Below are 15,605 nucleotides of genomic sequence, written 5' to 3' on the forward strand. Positions count from 1 at the left end.
TAAAAATGTTATAATAAGTTCATAGATTATGGGGAGGAAACAATAAATGAAAAATATTTTTAAAATTTATAAAAAAGATTTAGTCAAAATATTTACCAATTGGGTTGCTCTAGTAGTTGTAATAGGTTTGATAATTCTTCCTTCATTATATGCATGGTTTAATATAAAATCATCATGGGACCCTTATGGAAACACAAAGGGGATAAAGGTTGCTATAGTAAATGAAGATACAGGAGCAAGTTATAAAGATAAAAATATAAATGTTGGTGATGAACTTGTAAATGAACTTAAGAAAAATGATAACTTAGGATGGAATTTCGTTACAAGTGAAGAGGCTAAATATGGAGTAGAACGAGGAGTATATTTTGCGAGTATAACTATTCCTAAAGATTTCTCACAAGATATAATTTCTTTAACTTCAAAAGACATAAAAAGACCGGATTTAGTTTATACAGTAAATGAGGCAGCTAATGCAATAGCACCAAAGATAACAGATAAAGGTGTAGAAACATTAAAACAAAATGTAGATAGTACAATTGTTAAAACTGTAAATGGAATAATATTTAAAATATTTAATGAAATAGGCTTTGGATATATAAATGAAAGACCTAAAATACAAGATTCAGTTAAACTTCTTTATAATTTAAATGATAATTCAGATAAAATTGGGGATTTAATAAATAAAGCTTATAACGGAACAATAACAGTAAATCAAATGATAGACAAAGTAAATGCTATTGTACCAAGTTTAGAAAAAACTCTTAATAGTGCAGATAATGTTTTAAATAGTAGTGAAACATTCTTAAATAATTCTAAGCAAGCTATAAATAAAATATCACCAATGGTAAAAGAAGATTTAGGATTAGCTAAAAAGTTTATTGATGGTACTTTAACAATTAGTGATTCAATAGAGAGCAATGTAGATAAAGATACAATAATAAGAAATTTAAGTTTAATAAAAGATAGATTAAATTCAGCAAATAATATAGTAAGTACGTTATCTAATTTACTAAACAATATAAATCAAAATGGAAAATTAGATGGAACTATAGGAAAATTAAACAACTTAAAAGATAAAATAAATAATACTATGAATGTAATAAATAGTATAGAAAATACTCTAAATGGAAATGGAGTAATAAATGCTACTGATATACAACAATTAAAAAGTAAGCTTAAAAATGTTTCAAGTGGAATAAATGAAATTTTAAATAGTTATGACAGCACAATACTACCAAAAATAAATGAAAGTATGGATAGCTTAATAACTTTAGCTAATAATGGAGAAGAAACAATCCAAAAAACAAAAGAAGCTCTTCCAAAAGTAAAAGAAACATTAGGATTATTGAAAAAAGGAACAGCTTTATCTAATACTGAACTTAAGAAATTAAAGGATAATTATCCAGAAATGCAAAAAAGTTTAAGTAAAATAGTAGGAAAAATAAAAGAAGTTGATAAAGGGGATAATGTAGATAGTATATTAAGTCTTTTAACTAATAACTGGGAAAGTGAAAGTAATTTCTTAGGAAATCCAGTAAATATAAAAGAAAATAGATTATTTAAAATTCCTAATTACGGATCAGCTATGTCTCCATTCTACACTACACTTTCATTATGGGTTGGAGGATTAATACTTGTTTCTATTTTAACTGTATCAGTTAAAGGAATAGACAAAGAAAAAGAAAACATAAAACCTCATGAAGTATTCTTTGGAAAATATCTAACATTTATATCTATTGGAATATTACAAGGATTTGTGGTAACAATGGGAGATATATTTATACTGAAAACTTATGTTTTAAATAAATTTGGCTTTGTACTCTTAGGTATGTTTATAAGTTTAGTGTTTATAACAATAATTTATAGTATAGTATCTGTATTTGGAAATATAGGTAAAGCAATATGTATAATATTCTTAGTACTTCAAGTTGCAGCATCAGGGGGAACATTCCCAGTTCAAGTTATGTCAGGATTCTTTAAAGGAATAAATCCTTTCTTACCATTTAAATATGCTATAGATGGAATGAGATATTTAGTTGCAGGTGGAGTTCAAGATTTATTTATGAAAGATTTAGCTATTTTAGCAGCTTTAATTATACCTTGTATTGTAATTGGAGCTATACTTAAAAAGCCACTTAATAAAGCAAGTGAGAAATTTATAAAAAAATTAGCTGAAAGTGAAATAGTAGAACATTAAAAAAAAAGAAGTTACACAAAGTAACTTCTTTTTTTTATTTAATATTCCAACAATAAATTGAAAACTTCACAAATAAAGTAAAATAAAGTAAAATTATAGAGGGAGGGTTGTATGGAAAAGAATAATGAGAAGATTGATTTAATTTATATTAATAAAGTCTATTTTTATAAATTTGCATTTTGTATATGTATATTGGCAACTATTATAAGTTCTTTAAATTATGTAAAGATAGATATAAAAAGTATAGTAGAGGCATATTATTTAATAATTAATTTAGTAATAATATTATTAGTTTTTTCAATAAAAAAAGTATATGAGCATAAATTTTATAAATATGTAGCTGTCATATTTATTATAATGTCTTATACTAATATTTATAAAATTATATTAGAAGATGTATGGAAATTTAGTAATCAATATTTTATTCATATGTTGAGAAGTATGATTGTATTAATAGGTATAGATATTATAAATAGGTATTTAAATAATTTGAATAAAACAAAAAAAAATATATATATAATAGTAATTATCGTTATGGGATTAACAATTTTAAAAGAGATTAAAAATTTATTAATTTTTACATTAATAATTACATTATATGCTATCAAGATAAAATTAGATACTCCAAAATTAAAAAATGATTATAATATAAATTATATAAAAAATTATCTAAATTTATTTTTAATTAGAAATATAATCATAATTTTAAATTATATATGTATAAATAATGGAATTTTACTATATTTATTGCAATATTTTATTATATTAACAGAATCATTACTTATGGGGTGCTTAATATATAAAATAATTAATTTGCCTTATGGAAAAATTGAAAATGAACTTAAAGAAGTAATAGGATTAATAAGTTATCTAAATGAAGATTTAAAATTAACAAATCAAAAAATTGTGTCAAATAGAATTTTTATAAATGATATAGAAAAAACTTTTAAAAGTTTATTTAGAAATATACCAGTCCCAACATTAATAGTAAACTTGAATAAAAATAATATAGTTTATGCAAATAAACAGTGTTTAGATTTATTTGATGAGGAAAAATTTTTAGATTTAGTTGGGGTAAATTTTTATAAATTAATAGAAATAATTGATGATAAAAATATAAAAAAATTAGATGAAAAAGGTAATATTGGTATAATTAAGAAAAATAATAAAAAAGTAACTATAGAAATAAAAGATAAGAGTTTAGAACAAGGGGAAGCTATAATTATATTAACTGATATGACATCGAGAACAAAATATATAAATATAGAAAATAGAATAATGGAAAAAAAACTTCAAGAGGATATAAAAAGAAGCTTTTTATCTAATATTAGTCATGATTTAAAAACTCCTATAAATGTAATATATTCTTCTGCACAAGTTCAAGATATATTTATAAATAATAGAAATAAAAAAGAATTAGAGAATCATATGAATATTTCTAAACAAAATTATTTAGTATTAAAAAGGTTAACTAATAATATAATTGATGTTGGCAAAATAGATTCAGGAGCTTTAAAATGTAATTTAAAAAAGGGAAATATAGTCTACTTTGTAGAAGATGTATTTTCAGGTCTTGTAAGTTATGCAAAAGAAGAAAATATAGAAATGCAATTTGATACAGATGAAGAAGAGATCTATATTAAATTTAATAACGATTTTATGGAAAGAGTAATAATAAATTTAATATCTAATTCAATCAAATATAATAAAGAGATAGGAGAAATTTTTGTAGATATAAAAACTGAAAATAACTATGTATATATAATTATTAGAGATACTGGAATTGGAATACAAAAAGAATTTTTAGATAAGATATTTGAAAGATATTCAAAAGATAAAAAAACAAAAAAAGCAATATTAAAAAGTAGTGGAATAGGAATGTATGTTGTAAAGAATTTAATAGAGGCACAAAACGGAGAAATATCTATAGAGAGTGAAGAAGGGGTAGGAACTGAAATAGTTATGAGATTTATTAGGGAGAACTAAATAAATGAATTATTTAAGAGAGTATAAAAGAATATTTTTTATTGGAGTTATAGTTTTTATTATTCATTTGATATTTATTATAATATCTAATTTTAATGAAAAAATATGGTTATATATAAAGCTAACAGATATTTTTTGTGGATCCATTGCAATAGCTTTAAGTTTATTAACTGTATTTAGAAAAAACTTTAGTTTTTATAAATATTTAGGAATTGGGTTTATATCAATTGGGATATTAGAATATTCAAATATATTTTTAGGAACATATGTATATAGAGATATAGAAGCAGATTTATTTTTATATACCACCAGTTGCTTAGTAACTTTAGAATTATTAATAGTTATAGAAGCAATATTTTTTATGAAAAATAAATTTTCTAATTTAAAATCTTTTATGGGATATTTAAGTGTTATGTTAATAACTTTAGGGTTTATATATTTTATTAGAAAGTTCGAGATTAAATATATAGTATTGATATTAAATATTGCATTAGTTACATTTTTATTTTTTTTGATTAGAAAAGAAGATAATATTGAAAAAAAATATATAAATATATATTTAATAATTATTGCAGCAGTTAGAATTATTACATTGGTTATGTTAATATTTGATAATTACACATATATTTTACCAAATTGCTTGCAAACTATTGCTTATTTTGTAATTTATGAAGGGATAGCAAAAAATGTATATTCTTTAGAAATATTTAGTATGAAAAATGAAATTAAAGATAATAAAAAAGAAGAGGGTATAATATTAGAGGAATTACAGAAAAGATTATATATAATGGACATTCTTGATGCAAAAAAAAGTAATGAGGAAACAAGATATTATAATTTAATTGATGATTTTAATGACGGAATAATATTATATGGAGAAAAAATAAAATATGCTAATAAAAGTGCTACATTTATGTTAGGAATAGAAGATAATAAAAATTTTTCTGAAAAAAATTTTTTTAAGAAAATACAATGGGTTGAAAGAAATAAGAAACGAGCTAAAATATATGTAGAAAATGATTGGATATATGTAGAAATATATACAGTTAAAATTGACGAAAATATTTTTATGATATATATGAAGGATATTACAGATATAAAAATATATGAAGAAAAAATAAGAGAATATGAATCATATTTAAGATATGAAAATATTCAAAATGAGTTTTTTGCCAATATTTCTCATGAACTTAGAACACCAATAAATATAATAAATGTAGCTTTAGAATTAAATAAAATAAATATAGAAAAAAATGAATTTGATAAGGTTAAAGAGAGTAATAAAAAAATTAAAAAAAATTGTTTAAGACTTATAAGAACTATAAATAATTTTATAGATGCAAATAAATTTTCAGAAGGTTATTTTAAAATAAATAAAGGTGTTTTTAATATTGTTGAAGTAGTAGAAAATGTTGTTACAAGCTGTATAAACTGTATTGAGGAAAATAATATGAGTATTATTTTTGACTCTACTCATGAAGAAATTCCATTAAATATAGATAGAGATGCTATTGAAAGAGTAATTCTAAATTTATTATCAAATAGTGTTAAACATAGAAATAAAAATAGATATGATGGACAAATAAAAGTTGATATAACAAAAACTAACAAAAAAGTTGAAATAATAGTATCTAACAATGGGCAAAAAATAAATAAAATAGAAGAAGGATATTTATTTGATGAGTTTACTAAAATAAATAAGAGTTTAACTAGAGAAAATGAAGGAAGCGGATTAGGATTATATTTATCAAGAAAATTGTTATCTGCTCATTCTGGGGCATTAAGATTTCATTCTAAGGATAAAGCTAATAATATCTTTATAATAGAACTTCCTATAGAGGAAGGATTAACTGTTGACTACACAAGTGATTATTCAATAAACGATTTAAAAGAAAAAGTTAATATTGAATTTTCTGATGTTATTTAAAGAATAATTTAATAAAAAAACGTATAGAATAATATGTAAGTAATTGTTTTAAGGAGAAAAAATGACTAACATATTTAAAGTTGAAGGAAAATTTAAATTAAAACCACTATTAATATCAATAGTAATTCCTTTTATAGGTTCAGGCTTATCAATACTTATTAATGGCGGTAACATGGGAGAATTCTATTCTACTTTAGAAAAGCCTCCTTTATCACCACCAGAATGGATTTTTGCGGTAGTTTGGCCAATTCTATATTTATTAATGGGAATAGCTTGTTATAGAGTTTATATGAAAGAAGAAATAACCAGAAAAGGTAGCAATAGTATTTTTATATACGGAGTTCAACTATTGTTAAATTTACTTTGGCCAATATTATTTTTTGGTTTAAGATTATATGGAATAGCATTCATAGAGCTAATAATATTATTTATTTTTATAATAATTACAATAATTAAATTTTATAAAGTTGATAAATTAGCAGGATTATTATTATTGCCATATTTACTTTGGACTATTTTTGCAGGATATTTAAACTTTGGAGTATGGTTTTTAAATGAAATGTAATCAATAGATTTGGAATTTTAAAAAAATAATAGTATAATTTTAATAAGACCCTCTAATTTTTAAGAGGGCCTTATTTTTTGAAAAATATTTAGGAGCTGATAATTTGAAGAAAGTTATAATAGCAGAAAAACCATCAGTAGCTAAAAATATTGCAGATGCCTTTAAAATAAAAGGACGTAAAGATGGATATTTTGAAGGTGAAGATTACATAATAACTTGGGCATTTGGTCATCTTTTGCAACTTTATGATGCAAAAGACTATGATGAAAATATGAAGGGATGGAGAATGGAGAAGTTCCCTTTTATACCGGATACTTTTATGTATAAAATAAAAAGCGATAACATAAATAAATCTATTCCTGACAAAGGAGCAAAAAAACAATTAGATATAATAAAAGGATTAATTGATAGAGAAGATGTAGATGGAATAATATCAGCAACAGACTTTGACCGTGAAGTTATACTTACTTAGGAGGATGAGTAAAGTATAACTTTTTTTATATAAAAATATTGATATACTTACTTATGAAAATGAGTAAATAAAGAGGTGAGGATATTAAATGAAAATAGCAGAGGAAATAAAAGGAAAATGGAATAGATATGTAGTTAGAGTAAATAATATTGAAATAAAAATAATAGATATAAAAAGAGTTAAAAGGAGAAGAAGAGATAAGGAATATCTTTTTTTGATAGATTCTAAAGGAAAGGTTATAGAGGAAGTATTTATATATCTAAATTACAAATGCAATATAAAATCTATAAATGCAAGAGAACAAGCACAATCTGCACTCAAAATTTTATATGAATTTAAAGAAGTAGTAGGAAAAGAGTTAGAAGAATTTACACAAAACGACTTGAGAAATTTGAGCAATTTTATTTTAGGTATTTCAATGACAGGAAATAGTAAATCAATAAAACATATAAAGACAAGAAGTATTGCAACTCATAATTTATATTTTAGTGCAATAAGAAGATTTTGTACGTATATGGAGATAAAAAATAAATATCTATATGATGCAATAAATGTTTTTACTGAGAATAGAAAACAAATAGAGTTAAAATATAAAACCAATTTAAATAGAAATAGTAGTTTTATTGATACAGCACCAAAATATATTTCAGTAGAAGAATATAAAAAAATTATTAGACATTTAGATGAAAAAATAGATAATTTATATGTAAGAAGAGATATGATAATGGTTAAGTTAATGTTTTTATATGGATTACGATTAGGGGAAGTGCTAGGATTAACAATTGAAGATATAGAGGAAAAGAAAATTATTTTACGTAATCGAATAAGTGATAAGGAGTATCAAAAAGCTAAGACGTGCTTTATGCCAGAAGATAAGGAAGATTATAAAAGTAAAATGTATAAATTGAAGGATAGAGGATTTCATGAAATATATATTAGTGAAGAAATGAGAGAGGAAATACTAGAGTATATCGATGATTCAAGAGATATATTTACAGTTAGTGAAATAAAATTAAAAAATATAATGGAGAATTCAATAGCTGATTCAGTGCTAAAAGAAAAACAAGCAAATTATTATATATTTTTAAATAAAAATGGGGGAGCATTATCGTCAAGTGGATGGAATAAAAGTTTGAAAAAAATTTATTCGGAATGTGGGATTATACTTGATAGAGGAAGTAAGAGAATAAATTTAAGTCATAGATTTAGACATGGATATGCGATGAATTTAAGAAGAATGGGGAAAGATCCATTATTTATAAAAAGAAAGTTAAGGCAGAGAAGTTTATCATCTACAGAGAAGTATTTTAATCCAACAGAAGATGATGTATTACATGAAAATGAAATTATTATTAGATCAATAGAAAAAAGTATGGAGTAAAGATAAGAATGTTGAAAATTGAATTTATGGAAAATGAACTGATGAATATTATAGGAATGGTAAAGAGTAAGGAGGCACAAACAATTCTTGAAAAAATCTTTATAGAGCTAAGTAAAGATGGGAAGACCGGAATGTTTAGGAATGAAGAATTGATTATGCTATTTTTTATAACTGATATTGTTAAAGAATATAGACGGGAAGATTTCTCATGGGAGAGCATGACTCGAAATCAAAATATAGATAAAAAATTTTTTTAGAGAATAGAATTTCCTTAGTAGAAAGATTTTTAAATAAAGAACAAATTAGAATATGGAAAGCTGATGAGAGAGAGATAGGTGGTGTATTTTATAAAAAGACTTTATGTAGGGTGTATAGTGCGATAGTAGATGATGAAAAAATAACTAGATTTTTTAAAGCAGAGAATAGAATGAGAAAAGAGGATAGGGGAGAAAAATACTTAGATGATTATCCTGAAAATGTGAAAATAAACCATATGATTGTTGGAGAATATAGAAGAGTAAAGAGAAGAGTAATAAATATAAACTGTAATACTGAAAATGAATTATTAAAACAAATATATATAGATTTTTATAATAAATATAATGTAGAAGGAGCTGCAAATAAAGAGTTAAGAAGATTTTTTTATTATTTTTCAGAAGTATTAAGAAGGTTTAAAATAGTAAAATATGAAGAAATTAATTTTGAAATTATAAGAAAAATATATTTAGAGCTTCAAAGAAAAAAGTGTAATGTAGAAAAAAATAGAATGTGCAATTATGTATATATACTTTTCCGTTTTTTGATAGAAGATAAGAAGTATAGATGGATGAATTGGAATTTAAAAGAAGCAGAAAAAAAAGCATTTAGAACTAAAGTGATTGCAAAGATTTTAAGAGAAGGATTTAAACCAATATATTATACACCGATTGAAAAGGAGTTTTCTAGCAATAAGTTTTGCATAATTCCTAATGAATATTCATTGAGATCTTCTGATTCAGCAAATTTAAAAATATTATTTTGTGATTTAGAACATATAAGTCAAGTTTATATAAAAGCAGTAAAAAGGTATATATGGGAAAATGAAGGGAATTTAAGAACAAAGGTACACTCTTTAAAAGAAATATATAAATTTTTAGAATATATATGCAAAGATAGGGAATATGATATAACATTAGAAAAAGCATATATGTATAGAAAAATTTTAGAGGGAGAAACACAGAATTTAAATGGGTTAAAAGGAAAATTAAAAGCGTTAAGAAAGTTTTTAAAAATTAATAAAAAATATTATAAAATAGATGAAAAAATATTTGATATATTTTCATTGAAAAATCTAGAAAAGCCTAAAGGTGGAACGATTATTACGGATAATGATTTAAAATTAATATATGGTGATTTTTTAAGATTAGAGGATAAATATGAAAATGGGAGAATTTATACAATAGCATTTGAAATTTGCATATATTCTAATTTAAGAATAGGTGCGATATTAAATTTAGAGAGAGATTGTCTTTATAAAGAAGATAAAAAAACATATGTTAATTATTTTCCTAAAATCGGAGGAAAAGAAAAAATAAGAATTCCAATTAATGAAAAAATAGAAAAATTGATTTTAGAAGCTATAGAAATCACAGACAAGTATAGTAAACAACAAGAATTAGCAAATTATATTTTTATTGAAGAATATTTAAGAATAGAAAGAGGTCTTAAGCGTATAGATTTTTTAAAGTATTTTAAAAAAATAATTAAAAGTTTAAATGAAAAATTAGATAAAAAGAACTATACAGTGCAAAATATTAGAGATACTTACATGAATACAGTTTGTGATGAGGCAAGAAAAAATGATTTAAGCTTTAATGAAATTAAAGCGATTACAAATGATTCAGTAAAAACAATAAAAAAGTATTATCAACAAAGAAATAGGATTGAACTGATAGCAGAGAGTATGTTTGGAATTATGATTAATGATGTTAGCTGCGAAGGAAAGATTCTTGCTAATGAAGAAAAATCTAAATTAAAAGGAGCAAAAGATAATTTAGGAAAATGTTCTGAAGATGAATGTGTATTTGATTTAGCAGAATGTTTAATCTGTAAGAATTTTATAACATTTATAAATAGAAAAAATGCATTTATAGAGAAAATTAAAGAATGTGATAGGATAATCCAAGAAACTAATAATAAGTTTATAAAGGATGAAAGATTATATGAAAAAAAATTATTGACAAAATATATAACGGAAATTATGAAATTAGAACAAGGAGAAAGCAATGAGCTACATCACAATTGATAATGTTAATATACTTAAAAAGTCACAGGAAATAAAGGAAAATTTAAAAAAACATACAGCAGAGATAAGTAATTTTAATATCCTTAAAGGTGTTGAATTTGATGGAGTATTATGGGATTTTTCAAGGCTTAACACACTAAAGAGAGAATCCGTAGCATATAAGTTTAATTTTGAGTATATAAATAGCGAGTTTTTATACTATATTAAATTAGTAATACTAGAAGAACTTATATATGGTGTTAATAAAATTCAAACTATACATAAGGATTTTGATATAATGAAAACTTTTAGTAATGAATGCATTAAATTAGGGATAGAAATCCCAATATTGATTGATGAAGAATTCTTGAAAAAATATATTTTAGAGAAAGAGAAAAGATGTAAGTATAATTATTTAGAAAGATTTTTAGGTAGCATTATAAAATTAATTAAATTAATATATGAAATTAAAGAGATTGACTATTCTAAAATAGTAACCTACATAGAAAAGAAAAGGGAATACTATAGAAAATTTAAAATGGATAAAGTAGTGAGTGAGTATATACCTGATGAATTTTTAAATAAGATGGTTTCACTAGCAATAGAGGATAGTAAAAATAATCAGATATCAGTAACAAATAGAATATTTTGTAATTTGTTAATTATAGTGGCTGAAACTGGGATGAGAATAGAGGAATTATGTTTATTAGAAAGGAGGAAGGTAGAGGAGATTAAGGTAGGTAAAAATAAAGTTGCATATTTAAATTTTATTTCAACAAAAGGTGAAAATAAATTTAGTGAAAAGCGTGAGACTTATTGCTGCTTGACGGAATTAGGTTATGAGGCGTATAGACGAGCAGAGGTATTAGTAGATGAATTAATTAGTGGAATGCGCATAGAGGTAAGGTTGAAAAAATATAGAAAAATGGCAAAGGAAAAAGGAATTGAACTTGATAAGATAACTCCAAGTACGTATAAAAATGTGTTGTCAGAAAAAATTATAAATGAAATGGAAAGTGATTTGAGAAAATTCCTTTTTATAGGAGATACTACCTATGAGAAAATTATGAATACAAGCTCACTTAAAGAGTATTTAAATAGGTTTTTTATTAGACACTATGAAGAGTTTAAAGAGATACATGAGAAAAATAAAAATGAGATACCTTGTTTTAAAATTGAAAGTCAAACAAGGTATGAAAAATATTGTGGCAGAGGGCAGAAAAAGCTAGAAGCTTTTGAGAAGATTAGTAAAAAGGAGTTTCCATTGATTAATTTTCATAGATTTAGAGTAACTGTATGTTCGAAGATGTATAAGAAAGGAATACCTTTGGATTTTATAAGAGAACATATGAATCATATTTATGAAGATATGACATGTCAATATATAAAAAATGAAAAAAAGATTAGTGAGATGGAAGAAAATATTGAGATATTGAATTCTATAACAGATGAAAAAGGTTATATAGATGAAAAATTAAAAAATAATTTGCTAGATAAGAACTTAGATGAAAAAATAAAGAAAATAAATAAGTTTTTAAAAAAGAGAAATATAAATATTAAAACAGATATAACAAAAATTTTGAAGATGTTAGAAAAAACAAATTCTAATATAGTTGAAAATGAGTTTGGAGCCTGTGTAAAAGCAGTAATCAGTGGAGTTTGTAAAAAAAGAAAGTATTTTAACTCAGAGGAAAAAAATTATTATATTGGATTACAACTAGAAACTTTTAAATTTATAGATTTAAATTATGAAAGGTTTTTACAGAAAAAATTAATGATAGAACACAATGAGAAAATAGTGAAAAAAAATAAAGAATTAGAGTTTGAGTTAAATAGGGAGATAAAAAACTTAAAATATTTTTTAAATAAAACATTAATAAAAGAGATAAAATTATTAGAAAATGAATTGAATATAAAAGGGATGAATAGAGTTATTGCAGAAAATAAAAAAATAGAAAATATAATTCGTAATATTGATAATATAAAAAAGGAGGTGCAAGAATGGACGAAATCCTAAGAGAATTATTCAGTGGTGAAGAAATTCCACAGAAAAGTCTTGATAGAATATTAAAGGCTGAAGAGATTATCAATAATGTTGAATTAGAAAATCAAAAATTAGTACAAAATATTGAAAAAAATGAAATTAATATAAGCTTTTTTGCAAATGATAAAAAGTTGGGGATTACTAGAAAGAGCATATATTTAGATAAGTATCTTTTAAAGTTTTTAAACTATAGAATAAAGAATAAAAAAGATTATCTGAATGTAAATAAGATTGAAAAGCTTGAAAAAAATATAGAAGATCTAAATGAAGAATATTATAAAGTTATAGATAATATCATTGATGTATTTGATCTTAGAATGCAGAGTGAAACATATCAAAAAACTATTGAAGAATTATTAGAAGAAAATAAAAAGCTAAGGAATGTTGTCAAAGAAAAGCAGATAACGATTAATAATTTGAATAATGAATTAAAATCATATAAAATAATAAAGTTAAGATAATTAATATTAAGGAGGGCTGATAATGAAAAAAGTTGTAATAGCTGAGAAACCCTCTGTTGCAAAAAATATAGCTGATGCATTTAAGATAAAAAATAGAAAAGATGGTTATTTTGAGGGAGAGGAATATATAATCACTTGGGCATTTGGACATCTTTTACAACTATATGATGCCAAGGATTATGATGAAAATATGAAGGGATGGAGAATGGAGAAATTCCCATTTATTCCTGAAGAATTTAAATATAAAGTAAAAAATGATGGAATCAATAAAAATATAGAAGATAAAGGTGCAGCAAAGCAATTAAAGATAATAAAATCATTAATGTATAGAGAAGATGTGGATGGTATTATATCAGCAACAGATTTCGATAGAGAAGGTCAAGTAATATCAGATGAAATTTTCATGCATTATAATATAAAGAAACCTATATATCGTATCCTATTAAATGAGTGGACAGAAGATGAGGTTAAAAAAGGAATGAGTAATTTAAAGCTTAATTCTGAAATGCAATCACTTCAGGACGCAGGAATAGGACGACAATGGGCTGATTGGATTATAGGAATAAATCTTACGTCAGTTGCAACGATAAGATATAATTTAAGTAAAAATGGAAAAATTTTAAATATAGGAAGAGTATTATTACCTACACTTAAAATTATTTATGACAGAGATTTAGAAATAGAAAACTTTAAATCAACAACATATTATAAGCTAATAGCTAATTTTAAAACTGAAGAAAATAAAGAATATGAAGGTATTTATTATCTAAATAATTCAGAGAAATTTGAAAATAGAAATGATTTAGCAGCTATAGGAAAGGCAATTGAAAATAAAAAGGGCAAAATAGTTTTAAAAGAAACAGAGAAGAAAAAAGATTATCCACCATTTTTATTCAATCTTTCAAATCTGCAAGGTCATGTAACTAGTAAATATAAGGGATGGACATCAGATAAAGTTTTAAAGGTTGCACAGAGTCTTTATGAAAAGAAGTTTATAACATATCCTAGAACAGGAAGTATGGCACTTGAGGAGAGTTTGGTAGATAGAACTAGGAAGGTATTAGAAAATATAAAAAAAGGACTTCCATATGGAGAACAGATAAAGTTTATTAAAAGCAAGAGAGTATTTGACAATAAGAAGGTTGAAAGCCATAGTGCTATAGTTCCAACATATATGAAGCCGAATGGATTAAGTGCAGATGAAAAGATAGTTTATGAGGCAGTTAAAAATAGATTTATAATGCAATTCATGCCTGTAGCTGAATATGAGGAAAGTAAAATAGTTACCAAAGTAGAATGTGAAGAAGTAAAAGGTGAGTTTGTGTCTAAAGGAAAAATTCAATTAGTTGAAGGATGGAGATTAGTTGAAAAAATAGAAAGTAAAGATACAATGCTTCCAAATGTACAAGAAAATGAAATCGTAGATGTAGCTAGTAGTAAAGTTTCATCAGTAACTAAAAAGCCCCCTAAAAAACATACAGAAAAAACGCTTTTAAGACTTATGGAGACTTGTGGTAAGAAACTTAAAAAAGATAGTAAAGATGAAAATGAAGATGAGTCTAAAGAAGAAAATAATAGTGAAGAGATGATGGCGTCAATATTAAGTGGATTTAGTATAGGAACTCCAGCAACAAGAGCAGAAACTATAAAAAAACTTAAAGATATAGGATATATAGAGACAAAAGGTAAAAGCCTAACATGTACTAAGCTTGGAAGAACAATGGTTGAAATATTTCCTGTTAAGGAACTTTTAGACCTTGAATATACAGGAAGACTTGAAAAGACACTTTCAGATATAGAAAAAGGAAAGTTTCAAAAAAGTGAGTTTTTAAATCTTATTAAAGAGTTTACTATAGATGGGGTAAATAAAATAAAGAATGATACATCAGCATTAAAAAATGTTAAAGTTAAGCTTGAGGAAGGTCAAGAGTCTATAGGAAAGTGTCCTGTTTGTGGAAATCCAGTTATAGAAGGAGAAAAGGGATTTGGATGTTCAAATTGGAAAAGTGGTTGTAGATATACAATTTGGAAAAATGATAAGTATATAACTTCATTTGGAAAGACTGTATCAAAAGAGATGGTAAGTTTACTTTTAAAGAATGGGAAAGTAGGATTTAGAAATTTAAAGAGCAAAAAAGGAAATACCTTTAGTGCATATTTTAGATATGAGTTAAATAAGGAAACAGGGTATTTTAATTGGAAGATTGAGTTTATATAAAAGATAGAAATTATATATTTTAGTAGATATCATGAGAAGAGCTTATGATATCTTTTTTTATATAAGGTTATTTAATAAGTTAATAGTACAC

10 protein-coding genes and 1 pseudogene are annotated in these 15,605 nt (G+C 23.9%); all 11 read left to right on the forward strand.

Going from position 1 to position 15,605, the window contains the following annotated elements; translation table 11 throughout:
* Positions 1-46: 46 nt before the first annotated feature.
* A complete protein-coding gene (locus HMPREF1092_RS02935; RefSeq protein ID WP_002597109.1) occupies positions 47-2,197 on the forward strand; it encodes a YhgE/Pip domain-containing protein in 2,151 nt (716 codons plus the stop codon).
* 111 nt (positions 2,198-2,308) lie between these two features.
* Positions 2,309-4,183, forward strand: a complete 1,875-nt coding sequence (locus tag HMPREF1092_RS02940) for a sensor histidine kinase (RefSeq protein ID WP_002597110.1) — start codon at positions 2,309-2,311, stop codon at positions 4,181-4,183.
* Between the two features lie 4 nt (positions 4,184-4,187).
* A complete protein-coding gene (locus tag HMPREF1092_RS02945; RefSeq protein ID WP_002597111.1) occupies positions 4,188-6,110 on the forward strand; it encodes a sensor histidine kinase in 1,923 nt (640 codons plus the stop codon).
* A gap of 61 nt (positions 6,111-6,171) precedes the next feature.
* Positions 6,172-6,675, forward strand: coding sequence for a TspO/MBR family protein (locus tag HMPREF1092_RS02950; protein ID WP_002597112.1), 504 nt, complete (start codon positions 6,172-6,174; stop codon positions 6,673-6,675).
* 103 nt (positions 6,676-6,778) lie between these two features.
* Positions 6,779-7,132 (forward strand): annotated as a pseudogene (locus tag HMPREF1092_RS02955) (toprim domain-containing protein); the annotation flags it as partial.
* Between the two features lie 103 nt (positions 7,133-7,235).
* Complete coding sequence (locus tag HMPREF1092_RS02960) at positions 7,236-8,528, forward strand: tyrosine-type recombinase/integrase (protein ID WP_002597114.1); 1,293 nt, start codon at positions 7,236-7,238, stop codon at positions 8,526-8,528.
* An 8-nt stretch (positions 8,529-8,536) separates the two neighbouring features.
* Positions 8,537-8,785 (forward strand): hypothetical protein, encoded by a 249-nt coding sequence (locus tag HMPREF1092_RS02965; protein WP_002597115.1) that lies wholly within the window; start codon positions 8,537-8,539, stop codon positions 8,783-8,785.
* A 110-nt stretch (positions 8,786-8,895) separates the two neighbouring features.
* Positions 8,896-10,812, forward strand: coding sequence for a hypothetical protein (locus tag HMPREF1092_RS02970; RefSeq protein ID WP_002597116.1), 1,917 nt, complete (start codon positions 8,896-8,898; stop codon positions 10,810-10,812).
* The gene (locus HMPREF1092_RS02975; RefSeq protein WP_002597117.1) at positions 10,793-12,808 is read left to right on the forward strand and encodes a tyrosine-type recombinase/integrase; all 2,016 of its coding nucleotides are present in this window, start codon (positions 10,793-10,795) and stop codon (positions 12,806-12,808) included. Before HMPREF1092_RS02970 ends, HMPREF1092_RS02975 begins: the two co-directional genes overlap by 20 nt.
* Positions 12,793-13,296, forward strand: a complete 504-nt coding sequence (locus HMPREF1092_RS02980; RefSeq protein WP_002597118.1) for a hypothetical protein — start codon at positions 12,793-12,795, stop codon at positions 13,294-13,296. Before HMPREF1092_RS02975 ends, HMPREF1092_RS02980 begins: the two co-directional genes overlap by 16 nt.
* Before the next feature lie 22 nt (positions 13,297-13,318).
* Positions 13,319-15,514: a type IA DNA topoisomerase gene (locus tag HMPREF1092_RS02985; RefSeq protein WP_002597119.1), complete on the forward strand. Its 2,196-nt coding sequence runs from the start codon at positions 13,319-13,321 to the stop codon at positions 15,512-15,514.
* Positions 15,515-15,605: the final 91 nt, after the last annotated feature.

The organism is Clostridium thermobutyricum, from assembly GCF_000371465.1.
Classification (GTDB): Bacteria; Bacillota; Clostridia; order Clostridiales; family Clostridiaceae; genus Clostridium; species Clostridium thermobutyricum.